Here is a 17,933-nt window from a genome sequence, read left to right as displayed (position 1 = left end):
CTTGGTCAGCCGGCGAACTTGCGGCGGCCAACGCGCTCAGATCTGGTGCAGCTTCTTGACCACCACGAGCAGATGGTGGCACCAGCTCCCTACCGCCGACTCCTGCCCTCTCGGGACCACTGATGCGCTGCGCGCGCAGGGCATCAGTGGTCCACCGGAGGCACGAGTCGGGCACGCCGGCCGGAGTTGGGTCCGGCCGGCTGCGCTGCGATCGATGCACGGTGGGAGGCACCTTCTAGGCTTGCGGGCCCTGCACGCCTACCCTGAGGCCCAGCGCGCGCCCCGGTCGCCTGGCGGTCGCTGAGCGGCGTCGCCCTCGCTGTAGCGCTGCTGCTGGTCGCCACCAGCACCGGCTACGGCTACCACCGCGACGAGCTCTACTTCGTGCGGCTGACCGGGCTGACCGCCCGTGAGCTCGGAGCACGCCGGGGTGGGCAGGTGCTGGCGGCCGTCGCGATGGCCGGCTCGGCGATCGTGCTGGCGGTCGGGCACCTGCTGTCGACCTCCACCTTCGACTTGTTGTGGTGGACCCTGCTGGGTTGGCTGCTGGTGCGCGCCCTGCTGGACGGGGGAGCGCCCTGGTGGGCGGGCGCCGCCACCCCGGTCGTGGACGTCAACTATGACGCCGGCGAGACGGTGGGCTGGCCGGCCTTCGTCGACACCGTGACCACCGCATACGACACCGTGACCACCGCATACGACACCGTGCCCGCCGCGGAGCACCCCGTCGTGCTGGCCGGCAACTACGGCGAGGCGGGGCCATCCACCACCTGCGCACCGACGTGCCCGTCTACAGCGGGCACCACAGCCTGTGGGACCTCGGCCCCCCGCCACCACAGACCGAGACGGTCGTCGCTGTCGGGCTCGCGCAGTCCGACCTGCAAGCGTGGTTCGCTCGGTGCACCCGAGTCGCCGCGATCGACAACAGGGTCGGGCTGGACAACGAGGAGCAGGGGGAACCTGTGTGGCGGTGCACCGGGCCGACCGAGTCTTGGGAGCAGCGCTGGCCCGACCTGCGCCGGCGCGGCTGAGCCGCAGGGCCCTGCGCACCCGGACCAGGCATACGGTGGACACACGTGCCGTCACGGACGCGGCAGCACTGAGCGGCTGCGAACCACCCCCGGACCTGCGCGTTCCTCAGGGGTGGCGCCTACCCTGGTGTCATGGAGCGGCGGATCACCGGGATCGAGACCGAGTTCGGGGTGACCTGTGCCTTCCCGGGGGAGCGGCGCCTGTCCTCCGATGAGGTGGCGCGATACCTGTTCCGCAAGGTGGTCAGCTGGGGGCGCTCCAGCAACGTCTTCCTCGGCAACGGGTCCCGGCTCTACCTCGACGTCGGCTCGCACCCGGAGTACGCCACCGCCGAGTGCGACAACGTGGATGACCTGGTCGCCCACGACAAGGCCGGCGAGCTGGTGCTGCACGACCTGGCGATGGACGCGGAGGCCCGGATGGCGACCGAGGGGATCGAGGCCCGGGTCTACGTGCTGAAGAACAACGTGGACTCCCGCGGCAACTCCTACGGTTGCCACGAGAACTACCTGATCGAGCGCAAGGGCCAGCTGTCCCGGATCACCGACACGCTCATCCCGTTCCTGATCACGCGGCAGATCGTGACCGGGGCGGGGCGGCTGCACGTGACCGGAGAGCGGGCGACATACTTGGTCTCCCAGCGGGCCGACCACATCTGGGACGGGCTGAGCTCGGCGACCACCCGGTCCCGGCCGATCATCAACACCCGGGACGAGCCGCACGCCGACGCCGAGCGCTATCGCCGGCTGCACGTCATCGTCGGCGACTCCACGATGAGCCAGACCACCACCAAGCTCAAGGTGGCGATCACCGACCTGGTGCTGCGCACGATCGAGGCCGGCACGGTGCTGCCCGATCTCACCCTGGAGAACCCGATCCGGGCGATCCGCGACATCAGCCGGGACATGACCGGCTCGCACCTGTTCGCGCTCACCTCCGGCAGGTTGCTCAGCGCCGTCGACCTGCAGACCGAGCTGCTCGGTCTGGTCCGGGCGCACGCGCAGCAGGCCGGGCTGGCCACCGAGCAGCCCTACGCCTGGGCGCTGGAGCTGTGGGAGCGCACCCTGGACGCGGTGGCCTCCAAGCAGCTGGAGCGGGTCGAGACCGAGATCGACTGGGTGATGAAGTGGCACACGCTGCAGCGCTATGCCGAACGGCACGGTCTGAGCCTGACCGACCCCCGGATGCAGCAGCTCGACCTGGCCTGGCACGACATTCACCCCGAGCGGGGGCTGTTCAACATCGTGCAGCGGCGCGGGGGAGCGGCCACGGTATGCAGCGCCGACCGGGTGCAGACCGCCACCACCACGCCGCCCCAGACCACCCGTGCCAAGCTGCGCGGCGACTTCGTGCGCGCGGCGCAGGAGCACGGGCGCGACTTCAGCGTGGACTGGGTGCATCTCAAGCTCAACGACTCCACTCAGCGCACCGTGCTGTGCAAGGATCCGTTCGCGGCTCAGGACCAGCGGGTCGAGGACCTGATCGAGCTGATCCGCAGCTCTGCACCCAGTGGGCGCCCAGCCTCCGCGCTGTAGGGTGGGCCCCGATCCCCACCCCCAGACGATCAAGGAATACGCGTGCGCTCTCCCCGTCTCCGGCTGCTCGCCGCAGTCGCTGCCCCGATCATCCTGCTGACCGCCTGCGGCGGCGACGAGGGCGCCGACGACGCGGACAACAGCAGCGCAACCTCCGCCGGTCCCGACGACGCAGCAACGACCAGCCCGATCACCGGTGGTGACCTGGCCGACGTCGGAGTCGAGACGACCGAGGGTGAGGACGGCACTGAGGTGCCCGGGCTGACCCTGGAGGGAGCACCCTTCGCCGACGGCGATCTGCCCTTCGGCGTCGAGGCCACCGAGTCCAAGAGCCTCACCGAGGGTGACGGCGCCAAGGTGACCAGCGGCCAGGAGGTGACCGTGCGCTACCTGGCGGTCAACGGCTCCAACGGCGAGGAGCTGCTGTCCACGTTCCCCACCGAGGACACGGTGGCGATGAACCTGGGCACCGAGGGCCTGCTGCCGGCCTTCGTCGAGACACTCCCGAAGCAGAAGGTGGGCTCCGAGCTGATCCTGGCCATGCCCCCAGCGGAGGGCTTCGGCGAGCAGGGCAACCCCAGTCTGGGCATCGGTCCGGCCGACACCGTGCTGTTCTACATGGAGATCGTCGACGCAGTCGACCCGTTGAGCCAGGCGGAGGGCACCACGGTCGAACCGCCGGCCGGTCTGCCGACGGTCGAGGCCGACGGCACCAGCCCCGCGCAGATCACCGTCCCGGAGGGCGAGGATCCCCCGGGCGAGCTGGTCGTCCAGCCGCTCATCGAGGGCGAGCGGGCCACGGTCGAGGCCGGCCAGAGCATCACCGTGCACTACACCGGCGTGAAGTGGTCCGACGGCGAGCAGTTCGAGTCCTCCTACACCGCTGGCCAGCCATTCACGACCACCATCGGTGCCGGCCAGGTCATCCCCGGCTGGGACGAAGGTCTGGTCGGCCAGCCGGTCGGCTCCCGGGTGCTGCTGGTCATCCCGCCGGCGCAGGCCTACGGCGAGGCTCCGAGCGGTGACGATGCCGCGGCGACGGCCACGGCCGACCCCAACGCCAATCCGCTGGCCGGCGAGACCCTGGTCTTCGTCATCGACATCCTCAGCGCCAACTGAGTCCCGACCCGACCGTCCCGACCCCTGGAGGGCAGCCATGAGCGAGAAGACCAAGCCCGAGATCGACTTCCCCGGCGACACCCCGCCGGGGGACCTCGAGCTGTACGACTACGAGCTCGGCGAAGGTTCCGAGGCCACGCCCGGAGCGACCATCAGCGCGCACTATGTCGGCGTGTCCTGGTCCACCGGCGAGGAGTTCGACGCCTCGTGGAACCGCGGTGAGCCGTTGCGCTTCCAGGTCGGCGTCGGGCAGGTCATCCAGGGCTGGGACGAGGGTCTGATCGGGATGCGCGTCGGCGGTCGGCGGCGGATCACGATCCCGCCGCACCTGGGCTACGGCGACCGCGGGGCCGGCAACGTCATCAAGGGCGGCGAGACCCTCATCTTCGTGGTCGACCTGGAGGACGTTGCCTGACCAGCGCAGCGGCGTGCACACCGGCCGCGGCGGCGGTCAGGAACGCCGCCGGGTCCTGCGGGTAGCCGCGTCCCATCGTGGACAGCCCTCCCGGCACGTCGGTCAGCGCGGCGTCGAGCCCGGCGCACTCGACCTGCACCGGGCGCAGGTGCGGTGTGTCGGCGGCGAGCGCCTGAGCCTGTGCCCGCACCCCCTCGGCCAGCTCGTCGCCGACCCCCGCGCAGCCGGCCAGCACGGGGACGACCAGGTCCGCGGGATGCGCCAGGACCCGGCCGTATGCCGTGGCGCTGTGGTGGGAGATCCCGCGGTGCCGCTCCCGCGGGTCGGCCCCCGAGACGCGCAGTGCGGCCACCGGCCGGCCGCCGAGCACCGCTGCAGCGTTCAGCGCCTCGCCGGCCGCCACCCCGGAGAAGCCCCACCGGGTTCCGGTGCCCAGGTTGCCCGGTCCCTGCACCACGACCGCGATGTCGGCGTCCACCACATACCGGGCGGCCAGCAGCCCGGTATGCACCGTCACCGACTCCAGGTCTCCGCCGTAGCTCTGCCCGGTCGTGACCACCGCCTGCAACCAGCCTGCCTCCCGCAGCGCGGGTGCAGTGCGGGACAACGCCGCGGGCAGCGCGCCCCCGTCGGTCATCACGTAGGCCACCCGCAGGGCGCGATCCACCGAGCGGACCCCGGCGACCACCGCGGGAAGGCTGGAGTGCAGGTCTGCGGCGACCACCGGCATACCGGCGAGCTCGACGTCGGCGTCCCGCAGAGCCGCGTGGTGCGGGCTCTCTTGCTCATCCGCTCCCTGGACCATCGTCTGCAGCGGGGTGTAGCGGGCTTTGACCAGGTGCCCCGGACCCGCATCGGCAGGGGCGGGCAGGCGGTCGGGCAGCGCGACGACCAGGGCGAAGCCGCCGGTGCCCAGACCCCGATCCCAGGCCGTGGTGTTGAGTAGGCACCGGTCGCCCGGGCGGGGCTCGCCGACCAGGTCGAGATAGGCCAGCGCGGGCACGGCCCCGTCGACCCCAGCCGTGTCCACCTCCACCTCCAGGACACCGGCACGCCGGTCGAGCACACGGCGCACGACACCCTCGGACCACCGGATCACACGCCGCACCCTACGGTGTCAGGTAGCGTCGGAGCATGGCCCGCAGCCGCTCCGCCGCCGCACCCCGCGGCCCTGCCGAGACCAGGCCCAGCCCCGCCGCCGCCAAGACCGAGCGCCTGCTCAACCTGACCATCGCGCTGCTCTACACCCGGCGGCCGCTGAGCAAGGCGCGCATCCGCACCCTGGTCCCGCACTACCAGGACAGCAGCGCCGAGGCGTTCGACCGGATGTTCGAGCGCGACAAGGACGAGCTGCGCGAGCTCGGCATACCGCTGCGCACCGAGGCGCTCGACCCGATGTTCGACGACGAGACCGGCTACCGGATCGACCAGCGGGAGTACCGCCTGCCGCAGATCGACTTCGCCCCCGACGAGCTGGCGGTGATCGGGCTGGCCAGTCGCGCCTGGTCCCAGGCCAGTCTCGCCGGGCCCGCTGCCCAGGCGCTGCGCAAGCTGGACACCGCCGGCGTGGAGCGCGACACCCGGGGGATCTTCGGCATCGAGCCGTTGTTGCACACCACCGAGCCCGCCTTCGAGCAGGTCCGCGACGCCGTGCTGACCCGCACGCCGATCCGGTTCGACTACCGCGGCGGGGGAGCGGCGCAGGCACAGACGCGGAGCGTGCAGCCGTGGGCGCTGACCAGCTGGCACGGTCGGTGGTACCTCACGGCACACGACCTGCGCCGGGACGCACCGCGGGTCTTCCGGCTGGACCGGTTCACCGGCTCGGTGAGCACGCAGGGCCCCGCCGGAGAGTATGCCGTGCCGGTCGACCACGACCCTCGCGCCATGATCACCGCGACCCAGGAGGGTCAGGAGACCGTGCGGGCGACCGTGCTGGTGCGGGCAGGTGCCGGGCAGAGCCTGCGCCGTCGGGCGGCCGAGATCACCTCGAGCGACGCGCACCTCGAGGGCGTCGAGACCAGCGCCGGCTGGGACCGTGTGGTGGTGGCTGACGTCACCCGGCCGGGCCTGGTCGCCGAGGTCGCGGGACTGGGCCCGGATGCCCGGGTGGTCGAGCCGGCCGACCTTGCCCACGCCGTGCGCGAACGGCTGCTGGCTGTCGTCCGGGTGCACCAGGAGGCCCTGTGAGCACCTTCGAGTCCGCCACCGATCGGGTGGGGCGCCTGCTGACCATGGTGCCCTGGCTGATGGGACACCAGGGGATCGACCTGGCCCTGGCGGCGGACACGTTCGGGGTCAGCGAGGAGCAGGTCGTCGCCGACCTGCAGCTGCTCTTCGTCTGCGGCACACCCGGGCACATGCCCGATGACCTGATCGAGGCGTCCTGGGAGGACGGCAAGGTCTACGTCGGCAACGCCGCCGAGATCGCCCATCCGCTGCGGCTCGGCCGGGACGAGGCGCTCGCGCTGATCGTGGCATTGCGCGCCCTGGCGGCCGTCCCCGGGATCGAGGAGCACGACGCGGTCGACCGCGCCCTGGTCAAGCTGGAGGCCGCGGCCGGGGAGGCGGCCGGCGCCGCAGCCTCCCTCACCGTCGCCGTCGAGAGCGACGAGCTCGAGCAGCGGGTCCTGGCCGCTGCGCGCAGCGGGCTGCGTGAACACCAGCGTCTGCACCTGCGCTACCTCGTGGCCTCACGAGACGAGACGACCGAGCGCGATGTGGACCCGATGCGACTGCTCAGCGTGGATGGCCGGTGGTATCTCGAGGCGTGGTGCCACCGGGCCGAGGACACCCGGCTCTTCCGGCTCGACCGGGTCGAGACGATCGAGCTCCTCGACGTCGACGGCACCCCACCGGAGCAGGCCAGGCCACGTGAGGTCGGCCCTGGCGTGTTCCGGCCCAGTCCTGACGACGAGGTGGTGCGGCTGCACCTGGAGCCGGCGGCAGCCTGGGTGGCCGAGCAGTTCCCGTTGGAGCACGCGGAGCGTCGCGACGACGGGTCCTTGGTGGTCGACCTGCGCACCGCCGACCCGGCCTGGCTGACCCGGCTGGTCTGGCAGCTCGGCGGCACCGCCCGGGTGCTCGAGCCGGCGCACCTGGTGGCCTCGGTGCGGGCCGGGGCTAGCCAGGCCCTTGCCGATCCGGCGTAGACTGGCACCACCGGCGGATGACCGCCGCCAGACCGCAGACGAGGAAGGTTCTCACCGTGAGACCGAGCATGTGGCAGATCGTGGTCATCGTCCTGCTCATCGTGCTGCTGGTCGGATACAAGCGGCTGCCCGACATGGCCCGCAGCGTGGGACGTTCGTTGCGCATCTTCAAGTCCGAGGTGGAGCAGCTCACCGACAAGGACGACGAGCCGGACGACGACTACACCACCGACCGGGACCGCTCCCGCCGCTCCGATGCGCCGCCGAGCCGGTTGGAGAGCGGTCCGGAGCGCAGGGACGACGACAACGAGCCCCGGCGCGGCTGAGCCCGCGGCCGGTTCAGCACCGTGGCGATCCTGCGCGGCCGGATCAGGGACCCCGAGGGACGGATGTCCCTGCGCGAGCACTTCACGGAGTTCCGCAACCGGTTGACGGTCGCCCTCGTCGCAGCACTCCTGTGCAGCGTTGTGGGCTGGATCTACTACGACCTGATCATCGACTTCATCAGCGACCCGGTGACCGAGCTGCGCAACAGCAACGGCGACCCGCTGGTGCCGCTCAACTTTGCGACCACGCTGACGGCGCCGTTCTCGCTGCAGCTCAAGATCTCGATCTTCGTCGGCATCCTGCTGTCCTGCCCGGTCTGGCTGTGGCAGGTCTGGGCCTTCTTGCTGCCCGGGCTGACCAAGCGCGAGAAGCGTCTGGCGATCTTCTTCGGGGTCGCCTCGGTCCCGTTGTTCTTCGCCGGTGCGCTGCTCGCCGCCTGGTCGCTGCCCCGCACGGTCGCGATCCTGCTGTCCTTCGCCCCGGAGGACTCGCAGAACCTGCAGGACGCGATCGTCTACCTCAACTTCGTGCTGTACTTCGTGCTGGCCTTCGGCCTGGCCTTCTTGATGCCGGTGTTCATGGTCGGTCTCAACAGCATCGGGCTGTTCCCGGTCGCGGCGATGCGCAGCGGGTGGCGCATCGCCCTGATCGTCATCCTCGTCTTCTCGGCGTTCGCGACCCCCGACCCCAGCGCCTGGACCATGTTCATCCTGGCCACCCCGATGATGCTGCTCTACGTCGGGGCCGTGGGCGTGTCCACGCTCAACGAGCGGCGCCGTCGCAAGAAGGACCCGGACTGGCTGGCCGCCGCCGACGACGAGGCGAGCGAGCTGTGAACGGCCACGACCGGACAGGTCAGGCATGAGGTATGCCGTGCTGCACGGCCCCCGCTCCGGCCGGGGCGGGGCCGCCGCCGTGGGCAGGCGGGTCATGGCCGCGCTGTCGGCCACGTCCGCCGAGGTGAGCGGGCTGAGCGCGTCCAGCGCCGAGGCGGCTCGCGGGGTCGCCGGCGAGGCGGTGGCCGACGGGGCGGACGTCCTGGTCGTCGTCGGCGGCGACGGTCTGGTCGCGCTGGCCGCCGACGCCTGCGCCGGCACCCCGACCGCGCTCGGTATCGTCCCCGCCGGAAGCGGCAACGACACGGCCCGCTCCCTGGACATCCCGATGAAGGCGCAGGATGCCGTCGGCACCCTGCTGACCGGGCAGCGACGCCGCATCGACCTGATCGCCGCCGACCCACCGGGCCGCCTCGTCGTCGGATCGGTGCCCGCGGCGCTGGACGCCCGGATCGCCGACCGGTCCTCCCGGATGTCCTCGGCGCTCGGCCCGGCCCGCTACGCCGCCGCGACCCTCGCTGAGGTGCCCCGGCTGGGAGCTCAGCCTTACCGGCTCGACGTGGACGGAGCGTTGTGGGAGACGGAGGCGCTCGTCGTGGCCGTGTGCAACCTGCCGGTCTTCGGCGGGGGCATGCGGATCGCGCCGGACGCCGACCCCCGCGACGGACTGCTGGACCTGGTCGTGATCACCCCGGTCGGGCCCACGCAGGCGCTCCGGCTGCTGGCGGCGGTGTTCCGCGGACGACATACCCGGCATCCGGCCGTGCACGTCCGGCGGGGCAGCGTCATGCGGATCGAGGGGCCGGACCTGACCGCCTTCGGCGACGGGGAGCCGCTGGCGCCCCTGCCGCTGACCTGCCGGGTGCGGCCCGCGGCGCTCGAGGTGCTGGTGCCTCGCCGCTGAGCGGGCACGCTGACGTAGCCTGAGCGGCATGTCCTCTCCAGCGGAGCGGTTCGCAGCCGCCCGGGCCCGGGCACAGCGGGAGTCCTCATCGGTCGGCCGGTTCGTCGCGACGCTGGAGGTCGAACTCGACGACTTCCAGGAGCGCAGCATCCAGGCGGTCGCAGACGGTTCCGGAGTGCTCGTGGCGGCCCCCACCGGAGCCGGCAAGACCCTGGTCGGGGAGTTTGCCGTCGCCCTGGCGCTGGAAACCGGCCGCAAGGCCTTCTACACCACCCCGATCAAGGCGCTGTCCAACCAGAAGTACCACGACCTGGTGGCCAAGCACGGCGCCGACCGGGTCGGCCTGCTCACCGGGGACTCCTCGGTCAACGGCGAGGCGCCCGTGGTGGTGATGACTACCGAGGTCCTGCGCAACATGATGTATGCCGGGTCGCGCACACTGAACGGCTTGGGCTTCGTGGTCATGGACGAGGTGCACTATCTGGCCGACCGCTTCCGGGGGGCGGTGTGGGAGGAGGTCATCATTCACCTGCCGGAGTCGGTGCAGGTGGTGTCGCTGTCCGCGACGGTCAGCAACGCAGAGGAGTTCGGAGACTGGCTGCGCACGGTGCGCGGCAACACCGAGGTCATCGTCTCTGAGCACCGGCCGGTGCCGCTGTGGCAGCACATGATGGTGGGCAAGGACCTCTACGACGTGTTCGTGCAGGAGCCGGGCACGGTGGCCGGGCAGACCGAGGGCACCACCCGCGTCAATCCCGACCTGCTGCAGCGGATCAGCTCCGCTGAGCGCGCCTCGGGCTGGCGTCGAGAGGACGCCGGGGGACCGCGGGGGCGCCGCGGGGCACCGAGTCGGGGTCGAGGTGGACGCGACACGGGCGGTCCGCGCGGCGGCCAGGCAGGACACGGCAGACCCACCGGGCAGCAGGGAGGGCTTTCCGGCGGAGTCGCGTCCCGAGCCGAGGTCATCGAGCAGCTCGGCAAGTCCGGGCTGCTGCCGGCGATCACCTTCATCTTCAGCCGGGCAGGGTGTGACGCTGCCGTGACCCAGCTGCTCGCGCGCGGGACCCGGCTGGTTCCGGATGCGGCCGGCGCTGCGATCCGGCGACTGGTCGAGGAGCGGGTCGCCGACGTCGGTGACGACGACCTGGGGGTGCTGGGCTATCACGAGTTCGTCGAGGGGCTGGGCCGCGGTTACGCCGCCCACCACGCGGGGATGCTGCCGCTGTTCCGCGAGGTCGTCGAGGAGCTGTTCACCGCTGGCCGGATCCAGTCCGTCTTCGCCACCGAGACCCTCGCCCTGGGCATCAACATGCCGGCCCGCACCGTGGTGCTGGAGAAGCTGGTGAAGTTCAACGGTGAGCAGCACGCCCCGGTCACCCCGGCTGAATACACCCAGCTGACCGGGCGGGCCGGGCGCCGAGGCATCGACGTCGAGGGCCACGCCGTCGTGCTGCACCGTCGCGGCGTCGATCCGTGGGACGTGGCCGGGCTGGCCTCGACCCGCACCTACCCGCTGCGCTCCAGCTTCCGGCCCAGCTACAACATGGCGGTCAACCTGGTCGCCCAGTTCGGCCGGGACCAGGCCCACGAGTTGCTGCAGGCCTCGTTCGCGCAGTTCCAGGCCGACCGGGGCGTCGTGGGGCTGACCACACAGCTGCGCCGCAACGAGGACGCGATGCAGGGGTATGCCGAGGCGATGATCTGCGACCGCGGGGACTTCGCGGGGTATGCCCGGATCCGGCACCGGATCGGGGACGTCGAGAAGACCGCCGCCAGACGACGCTCGGCGAGCCGCCGGGCCGAGATCGAGGTCAGCCTGGAGCGGGTGCGCCGCGGCGAGGTGGTGCACCTGTCCGGCGGCCGGCGCCGGGGGATGGCCGTCGTGGTCGCCCCGGCCAAGGGTGGCGGCCGTGGAGCGGAGCCCGCCGTGCTGACCAGCGAGGGGCAGCTGCGCCGGCTGGGGGCCGCTGAGCTGGAGCGTCCGCTGGTGCCGTTGACCACGATGCGGATCCCGGCGAGCTTCAACCCCCGCAACGTCAAGTCGCGCAAGGACCTGGCCGCGACGCTGCGCACCACGGTGCCCGACGACGCACACCAGCGGGCGCGCGAGCCGCAGGGTGGGCGGGACCCCAGCGACGGCGGCGAGGGCCGACCGGACGGCGACCAGCAGGACACCGGGACCCAGGAGGAGCTGGACCGGCTGCGCGCCGAGATGCGACGGCATCCCTGTCACTCCTGCCAGGACCGCGAGGACCACGCCCGCTGGTCCGAGCGTTGGTGGCGGCTGCAACGCGACAACGACGACCTGCAGCGGCGGATCGCGGCTCGTACGCACACCGTCGCCCGGACCTTCGACCGGATCTGCGACCTGCTCGGCGAGCTTGGCTACCTGAGTGACGGGGGGCGTTCGGTCACCGACGAGGGACAGCGGCTGCGCCGCCTCTACACCGCGCACGACCTGGTGGCCGCCGAGAGCCTGCGCCGGGGCACCTGGCAGCGCCTGGACGCAGCCTCGCTGGCCGCGGTGCTCTCGGTGCTGATCCACGAGCCGCGCGGAGAGGAGACCCTGCAGCCCCGAATGCCGAATCTGGAGGTCACCGAGGCATACCACGAAATGGTGGCCATCTGGTCGGGGCTGCAGGACCGCGAGGTCAGCCATCATCTGCCCTCGGCGGGCGAGCTCGACGCCGGCATCGCCTGGTCGGTGCACCGCTGGGCCTCCGGGCGGGGACTGGAGGAGGTGCTGCGCGACAGCGACCTGTCGGCGGGTGACTTCGTGCGCCGCTGCAAGCAGGTGATCGACCTGCTCGGTCAGGTCGCGCAGGCCGGGCAGGTCGCCGCCGGCTCCCAGCGGCAGGTGGCGGCCACTGCCCGCCGGGCCACCGACGCGATGCTGCGCGGGGTCGTCGCAGCGGACCGGCTCGACTGACTCGTTCTGCTCGAGATGTTGTGCACCTTCCCAGCACTTTGCTTGGGAGGTTGCGCGCCCTTCCAGCGTCTCGCGAGGGATGTTGCGGCGGTTAGCCGCTCAGGTTCAGCGCCGTAAGCAGTCGGCCCACGGAGCCGCCGATGCCGTAGGCCTCGACGTGCTGCTGCACCGTGTCGGGGTCGGCGATCTCCCGCGGGAGGGTCAGCGGCGGCTGTGGCAATGGAGCATCGCGGGCCACCTGCACGACGACGGGAGCAACGTCGAGGTAGGCCGATGCCGCCTCCAGGTTGGCCCGCCGCGCCCCCTTCAGTGCCGGGTCACCGCCGGCGACGGCGTCGCGCACCCCCGCCAGTGACCCGTAGGCCGCGATCAGCTGTGCTGCGGTCTTGTCGCCGATGCCCTTGACCCCTGGAAGGCCGTCGCTGGTGTCTCCGCGCAGCGTTGCCATGTCGGCATACGCCTGGCCGGTGGGCACGGCATACCGCTGCTGCAGCTCGGCCTGGGTGATCAGGTCGGCGTCGCGGACTCCGCCCCTGGCGGTGTAGACGACTCGCACGCCGGCCGCGTCGTCGATCAGCTGGAACAGGTCGCGGTCTCCGGTCACGACGTCGATGGGCATCCGTGCCCGGTGCTGGTGCACCAGGGTGCCGATCACGTCGTCGGCCTCGTAGCCGGGGGAGCCCAGGACCGGCAGGCCGATCGCCTCGATCACCCGCCGCAGAATCGGGACCTGCACACCCAGCTCCTCCGGTGCCTCTTCACGGTCCTGCGTGCCCTCGACGAGCCGGTGCGCCTTGTAGGTGGGGATCGCCTCGACCCGGAACTGCGGGCGCCAGTCATCGTCCCAGCAACACACCAGATGGGTGGGGGAGAAGCGGGTGATCAGGGTGGCGAGCATGTCGCACAAGCCGCGCACGGCGTTGGTCGGCGTTCCGTCCGGTCCGGGTTGCGGCTCCTTGACCCCGAAGTAGGCGCGGTAGTACAGCGAGGCGGTGTCGATGAGCAGCAGCCGTGTCCCGGTGGTCATGCCTCACTAGGCTAGGGCCTCATGGAGCCCTTGGACCGCCACATCCTGACCCTTCTGGCCCAGGACGGGCGCACGAGCTTCGCCGACCTCGGTCGTCGGGTGGGGCTGTCGACGTCCGCGGTGCACCAGCGGGTCAAGCGGCTCGAGGAGCGCGGCGCCATCCTGGGCTACCGCGCCGAGATCGACCATGCCTCGGTGGGCCTTCCGCTGACCGCCCTGATCTCGGTGGTGCCGTTCGACCCGGCGGCGCCGGACGACATACCGGAGCGGTTGACCGACATCGAGCAGATCGTCTCGTGCTGGTCGGTGGCCGGCGACGAGAACTACGTCCTGCTGGTCCGGGTGCAGCGCCCGCAGGAGCTGGAGGAGCTGCTGGCCACGATCCGGGCGCAGGGGCAGTGCAGCACGCACACCACGGTGGTGCTCTCCACTCCGTGGGAGGGTCGCGCGGCGATGCTGCCCGAGGGCGCCGTTCCGACCGAGTGAGCCAGGGTCCGGCCCTGGTCTGCCGTGCGCCGGCTCAAGGGGTGCCCCACGCTGCGCGGTCGGATGCCGGTCAGCTGCGGGCGATGGCGGCGTAACGGCCCTTGGTGACGGCCACGAGATCGGTGGGGGTGAGCTCCAGGTCCAGCCCGCGGCGGCCGCCCGAGACCAGCACCGTGTCGTGCTGCCGGGCACTCTCGTCGACGACGGTGACCAGCTGCTTGCGCTGACCGATGGGACTGATCCCGCCCACGACATAACCCGTCGTCCGCTCGGCCACCGACGGGTCGGCCATGCTCGCCCGCTTGACCCTCACGGCTGCGGCGAGGGCCTTGAGGTCCAAGGATCCGGTCACCGGGACGATGCCGACGACCAGCCCCGCATCCGTGTCGGCGAGCAGGGTCTTGAAGACGCGGGCAGTATCGACCCCGAGGGCCTGCGCAGCCTCGAGGCCGAACGACGCCGCCGATGGGTCGTGTTCATAGGCCCGCACCTCGAACGGAACACCCGCCCGCTCCAATGCCACGGTCGCCGGCGTGCCCCCTGCCTTCTTGCGCGCCACGGGCTCAGCGACCCGCCGGGCGGCTGGCGCGCCGCGATCGGGCGAGGCGGGTCAGCCGGGCGGTCAGCACCCCCAGGGCGAGCGACAGCGCCACGGCGAGGTAGAAGGGCAGGGGACCACGGTCAGCGCGCCCGCCCATCTCTTCGAAGGTCAGGTCGGCCACCAGCCCCGAGGCGAGCTGGAAGGAGCCGACCCCGAAGTTGCCGGTGCCCGGCACCGTGCTCAGCTGTCGTGGCGCGGACCCGTCGAGAGGGGCCGCGGTGATCCAGTAGGTGCCGCGTATCGACGGGTCCGAGGGGACCACGTCGTCGAGCACCAGCACCTCACGGGGGCCACTCCAACCCAGCACCGGTCCGAAGCCCGAGGACCCCGCCAGGAGCGGGTCAGGCACCGGCCCCTGCCCACCGGTGGCATCCAGAAACGTCTTGCTCTCCGTGTCGGCCAGGCACGCGTCCCATGCCAGCTCATCGAAGTCCGGCCCGGATTGCTGGCAGCGCGGATGCCCGTTGCCGACGGCCAGGAGCGCGCCGTCGGGGGACCATGCCGCGGGGCCGGCCAGGTGGTGCTGGGGTGGGAGGGCCAGCGTGCGCGTGATCGCACCGTCTAGCGTGCGGATCTCGATCCGGCGACCGCGCTCGACGGCGAGCCGGGTCCCGTTAGGTGAGTACGCCACAAGGCCGACGCCTTCGGCGTTCGGCAGCATCCGGACCTCACCGGAGTCGACGTCGAGCAGCCCGAGATCGCCCTCGAGTGACGAGGCATGAAGCGCTTGGTAGGGGTTGTAGGGTTCGCCGCCGCTGACAAACGCCAGCTGCCGTCGTTCCGGTGACCAGGCTCGGGGGATTACTCCCCTCGCCGCGCCGACGGCGTGTCGCTCGACATCGCCCGTCCGCACATCGAGCACGGCGAGGTCAGCGGCGTCGGCTGCGTAGTCGCCGACAGCCACCGACAGTCCGTCGGGGGAGAGGGTCAACGGCGCCGGGTCCCCCTGCCCTTCCGGGCCGCCGAGGCGCTCCGCGAGGTCAACCCGGCGATAGGTGGTCCCGTCCGCCCCGACGAGCACCGCCTGGGGGTAGTCCATGAACTCCACGCCGAAGCCGTGCTGGAAGATTGCGACGGCTCGGCCGGGGGGCGCGGCAGACACGCTGCCGGTGAGGTAGGAGTAGTCGGCGACCCGGGTAGGGAAGGCGGCGTCGCTGGCCTCAACGGTGCCGACAGCGGGCGCGGCAGTGAGGGTCGCCGTCAACGACGTCAGCAGGACCGCGAGTCCGGCAGCGACCTCGAGACGGGCGCACGTCGCCATACGGTGGAGTGTAGCGAGCAACGACGACGTGCGGGCGGCCGAATTTCGGTGGCCCGCCAGGCGCGGATACCCGTTGCCGGTCTACGGTGGGACCGGCCGGACCCGGCATCGACCCAGATCTGATGAAGGAGCACTGCGTGCGCATCCTGTTCACCGGCGGATCCGGCAAGGCGGGACGTGTCGTCGCGCCCTACCTGGCGGCCCAAGGCCACACGGTCCTCAACGTCGACCTGGTGCCGCTGGGTCATGAGGACGTGCATGACATTCGGGCCGACCTGACCGACCCCGGGCAGATATGGAGCGCGTTCTTCAGCTACACCGACACGGCCGAGCTCGATGCGGGGGAGGGACCGCCGGTCATCGACGCCGTGGTCCACTTCGCTGCGGTGCCGGCAATCATGCTGACCGCCGACACCGAGTGCTTCAGGACCAACACGATCGGCACCTACAACGTGCTGGAGGCCGCGACCCGGCTCGGGGTGCGCAAGATCGTCCTCGCGTCCTCGGAGACCACCTACGGCATCTGCTTCGCCGACGGCGTGGTCGACCCGCCGCGCCTGCCGCTGCGGGAGGACGACACCCAGCGTCCGCCGATGGACAGCTACGCCCTGTCCAAGGTGTGCAACGAGGCCACCGCGCGCACGTTCCACGAGCGGACCGGTGCCGACATCTACGCGCTGCGGATCGGCAACGTCTGGGACGAGAGCGACTACGCCCAGCTCACGACATACCTGGCGGACCCGGGCGTGCGACGGCGCAACGCGTTCAACTACGTCGACGCCCGAGACCTGGGGCAGATCGTTGACCTGTGCGTGCAGCACGACGGCCTGGGCTACCAGGTCTTCAACGCCACCAACGACACCAACGTCGCGCACCAGAGCGCCCGAGAGCTGGCCAGCACCTACTTCCCCGGGGTCCCGCTCGATGATGACCTCGGTGAGCACGAGGCGCTGATGACTAACCGTAAGGCTCGGAACGTGCTCGGCTTCCGGCCGCAGCACGACTGGCGGGACCGGGTCTAGCTTCCGCTAGGCCTTGACCTGACGCGGAACGTCGACCCGGATCTCGGCTCCGAGCTGGGCTCCGTGAAGCAGCTGAAGATCATCACCGGACCAGAACCGGCCCGGGTCGTAGTAGTTGGGCGGCCGGTCGGTCCGCAGCAGCCCCATCGCCTGGTATGCCGTGGCCACCACCTCGGCGCAGTAGGTCGCCTCCTCGTCGGCTGCCCTGCGCAGCCGACCGCGCACCCACCGGCCGGCGAGGGTGGTGGCGCCGGGGAAGGGGGTGCCGTCGGTCTTGGCGATGGTGCGCAACACCGAGTCCTCCATCTCCCGGTCGACCTCGGCGTGCAGCTGGCGCAACCAGGTGCGCTGCCGGTATCGCCCGCTCCACTGCTGCACCGCGTCGACGAGGTTGTGCAGCTGCGCCCCCGGATGCCGGGTGCCGGTCCACACGTCCGGCAGGCCCCGGCCGAGCTCGGCGTGCCACAGCAGCGGGGGCAGGTCGTCCAGCACGACCGCCATCCCGACGTGGTTGACCGGTGCGTTGGTGAACGCACGGATAGCCTGGTCGGCAGTCGAGCGGCCCCGGAACAGCCAGAGGTCCCCGGTGCGGGTCAGTTCGCTCGCTACGTCCAGACTCAGCACGGCGTCTCGCACGGAAAGGTCTCCATCTCGTGAACGTGTGGAAGGTATGCGGTCTGGCCGGCGTCGCCGGCGTCGCAGCAGCTGGTGCCATCATCGCGCGAGACAAGCGTCAACGGTCACAGGTCAGCCCCGAGGAGATTCGTGAGCGACTTCTGGCGCGCTACGAACAGGCCGGCCCGGGTTCGGCTGGCGAACTACCAGCTCAGCACGATCGGCGTGGGTTGGGTCGACTCACGAGGCTCCGCCCCATCGTGCGGGGCTGACCGAACCCCCGCCTCTGTTCATGCCGGACGTCCGCTTTGCCGGTGAGTGCGACGACCGGCAGCTGCCGGTATCGCGTGTTCTGCTCAGGTCATGCGGGGGACACAACTCGCCGTTCGTCAGCCTTGTGATCAGAAGGGTGGGGGGTCGTGGGCCGGTGGTGGTGGGGGGGTGGGGTTGATGAGCTCGTCGGGGTCGGGTTGTCCGGGTGGGGTTCCGGGGCGGCGGCGTCCGTCGGTGTGGTGGAACAGGGTCAGCGGGCGTTCGTGGCCGTGGCGCCAGGCGTCTTCGTCGTCGTCGATGGCTTCGAGCCATTGGTCCATGCCGGTGCGGGTGGACAGGGCGGCGTAGATGAGCTGGTTGCGGGTGTCGGGGTCGGTGCGGCTGGTCGGGTCGACCCAC

Annotated in this window: 18 protein-coding genes; 12 read left to right on the top strand and 6 right to left on the bottom strand. The window is 71.3% G+C overall.

What is annotated here, in order from left to right; translation table 11 throughout:
- Positions 1–782: 782 nt before the first annotated feature.
- From ACR2FV_RS03665 to ACR2FV_RS03650, 4 genes are all read left to right on the top strand, one after another.
- The gene (locus tag ACR2FV_RS03665) at positions 783–1,031 is read left to right on the top strand and encodes a hypothetical protein (RefSeq protein ID WP_434014344.1); all 249 of its coding nucleotides are present in this window, start codon (positions 783–785) and stop codon (positions 1,029–1,031) included.
- Positions 1,032–1,163: 132 nt separating this feature from the next.
- Complete coding sequence (pafA, locus tag ACR2FV_RS03660; protein ID WP_434014343.1) at positions 1,164–2,567, top strand: Pup--protein ligase; 1,404 nt, start codon at positions 1,164–1,166, stop codon at positions 2,565–2,567.
- Between the two features lie 42 nt (positions 2,568–2,609).
- Positions 2,610–3,686: an FKBP-type peptidyl-prolyl cis-trans isomerase gene (locus ACR2FV_RS03655; protein ID WP_434014342.1), complete on the top strand. Its 1,077-nt coding sequence runs from the start codon at positions 2,610–2,612 to the stop codon at positions 3,684–3,686.
- A 37-nt stretch (positions 3,687–3,723) separates the two neighbouring features.
- Complete coding sequence (locus ACR2FV_RS03650; protein ID WP_434014341.1) at positions 3,724–4,101, top strand: FKBP-type peptidyl-prolyl cis-trans isomerase; 378 nt, start codon at positions 3,724–3,726, stop codon at positions 4,099–4,101.
- Here ACR2FV_RS03650 and ACR2FV_RS03645 read toward each other — a convergent pair.
- Positions 4,067–5,200 (bottom strand): DUF3866 family protein, encoded by a 1,134-nt coding sequence (locus ACR2FV_RS03645; protein WP_434014340.1) that lies wholly within the window; start codon positions 5,198–5,200, stop codon positions 4,067–4,069. The genes ACR2FV_RS03650 and ACR2FV_RS03645 overlap by 35 nt on opposite strands.
- Positions 5,201–5,235: 35 nt before the next feature.
- Here ACR2FV_RS03645 and ACR2FV_RS03640 point away from each other — a divergent pair, with 35 nt between their 5' ends.
- From ACR2FV_RS03640 to ACR2FV_RS03615, 6 genes are read left to right on the top strand one after another with little or no spacing between them, the layout of a single operon-like run.
- Positions 5,236–6,291 carry a helix-turn-helix transcriptional regulator gene (locus ACR2FV_RS03640; RefSeq protein WP_434014339.1) on the top strand — a complete coding sequence of 352 codons (1,056 nt, stop codon included), beginning with the start codon at positions 5,236–5,238 and terminating at the stop codon, positions 6,289–6,291.
- Positions 6,288–7,253 carry a helix-turn-helix transcriptional regulator gene (locus ACR2FV_RS03635; RefSeq protein WP_434014338.1) on the top strand — a complete coding sequence of 322 codons (966 nt, stop codon included), beginning with the start codon at positions 6,288–6,290 and terminating at the stop codon, positions 7,251–7,253. Before ACR2FV_RS03640 ends, ACR2FV_RS03635 begins: the two co-directional genes overlap by 4 nt.
- A gap of 56 nt (positions 7,254–7,309) precedes the next feature.
- Positions 7,310–7,579 carry a twin-arginine translocase TatA/TatE family subunit gene (locus ACR2FV_RS03630; RefSeq protein ID WP_434014337.1) on the top strand — a complete coding sequence of 90 codons (270 nt, stop codon included), beginning with the start codon at positions 7,310–7,312 and terminating at the stop codon, positions 7,577–7,579.
- 21 nt (positions 7,580–7,600) lie between these two features.
- Positions 7,601–8,416 (top strand): twin-arginine translocase subunit TatC, encoded by an 816-nt coding sequence (gene tatC, locus ACR2FV_RS03625; protein ID WP_434014336.1) that lies wholly within the window; start codon positions 7,601–7,603, stop codon positions 8,414–8,416.
- A 25-nt stretch (positions 8,417–8,441) separates the two neighbouring features.
- On the top strand, positions 8,442–9,320 hold the full coding sequence (locus ACR2FV_RS03620) for a diacylglycerol/lipid kinase family protein (RefSeq protein ID WP_434014335.1): 879 nt from the start codon (positions 8,442–8,444) through the stop codon (positions 9,318–9,320).
- Between the two features lie 28 nt (positions 9,321–9,348).
- Positions 9,349–12,249, top strand: coding sequence for a DEAD/DEAH box helicase (locus ACR2FV_RS03615; RefSeq protein ID WP_434014334.1), 2,901 nt, complete (start codon positions 9,349–9,351; stop codon positions 12,247–12,249).
- Positions 12,250–12,340: 91 nt separating this feature from the next.
- Here ACR2FV_RS03615 and ACR2FV_RS03610 read toward each other — a convergent pair whose 3' ends face one another.
- Positions 12,341–13,276, bottom strand: coding sequence for a 5'-3' exonuclease (locus tag ACR2FV_RS03610; protein ID WP_434014333.1), 936 nt, complete (start codon positions 13,274–13,276; stop codon positions 12,341–12,343).
- A gap of 21 nt (positions 13,277–13,297) precedes the next feature.
- Here ACR2FV_RS03610 and ACR2FV_RS03605 point away from each other — a divergent pair, with 21 nt between their 5' ends.
- Positions 13,298–13,762, top strand: coding sequence for an Lrp/AsnC family transcriptional regulator (locus ACR2FV_RS03605; protein ID WP_434014332.1), 465 nt, complete (start codon positions 13,298–13,300; stop codon positions 13,760–13,762).
- A 70-nt stretch (positions 13,763–13,832) separates the two neighbouring features.
- Here ACR2FV_RS03605 and ybaK read toward each other — a convergent pair whose 3' ends face one another.
- Both ybaK and ACR2FV_RS03595 read right to left on the bottom strand, forming a co-directional pair.
- Positions 13,833–14,321, bottom strand: a complete 489-nt coding sequence (ybaK, locus tag ACR2FV_RS03600; protein ID WP_434014331.1) for a Cys-tRNA(Pro) deacylase — start codon at positions 14,319–14,321, stop codon at positions 13,833–13,835.
- Between the two features lie 4 nt (positions 14,322–14,325).
- On the bottom strand, positions 14,326–15,624 hold the full coding sequence (locus ACR2FV_RS03595) for a hypothetical protein (RefSeq protein WP_434014330.1): 1,299 nt from the start codon (positions 15,622–15,624) through the stop codon (positions 14,326–14,328).
- Between the two features lie 137 nt (positions 15,625–15,761).
- On the opposite strand from ACR2FV_RS03595, the gene ACR2FV_RS03590 reads away from it, so the two are divergent.
- Positions 15,762–16,646 carry an NAD-dependent epimerase/dehydratase family protein gene (locus tag ACR2FV_RS03590; protein ID WP_434014329.1) on the top strand — a complete coding sequence of 295 codons (885 nt, stop codon included), beginning with the start codon at positions 15,762–15,764 and terminating at the stop codon, positions 16,644–16,646.
- Positions 16,647–16,652: 6 nt separating this feature from the next.
- On the opposite strand, the gene ACR2FV_RS03585 is transcribed toward ACR2FV_RS03590, so the two are convergent.
- The gene (locus tag ACR2FV_RS03585) at positions 16,653–17,282 is read right to left on the bottom strand and encodes a hypothetical protein (protein WP_434014328.1); all 630 of its coding nucleotides are present in this window, start codon (positions 17,280–17,282) and stop codon (positions 16,653–16,655) included.
- Positions 17,283–17,662: 380 nt separating this feature from the next.
- The coding region (locus ACR2FV_RS03580) for a hypothetical protein (RefSeq protein ID WP_434014327.1) at positions 17,663–17,933 on the bottom strand (271 nt) is incomplete at its 5' end.

It is taken from the genome of Ornithinimicrobium sp., from assembly GCF_051004135.1.
Taxonomy (GTDB): domain Bacteria; phylum Actinomycetota; class Actinomycetes; order Actinomycetales; family Dermatophilaceae; genus Ornithinicoccus.
The sequence above is the reverse complement of the archived record's forward strand: the minus strand, read 5'-3'. Positions and strand labels throughout refer to the sequence as shown.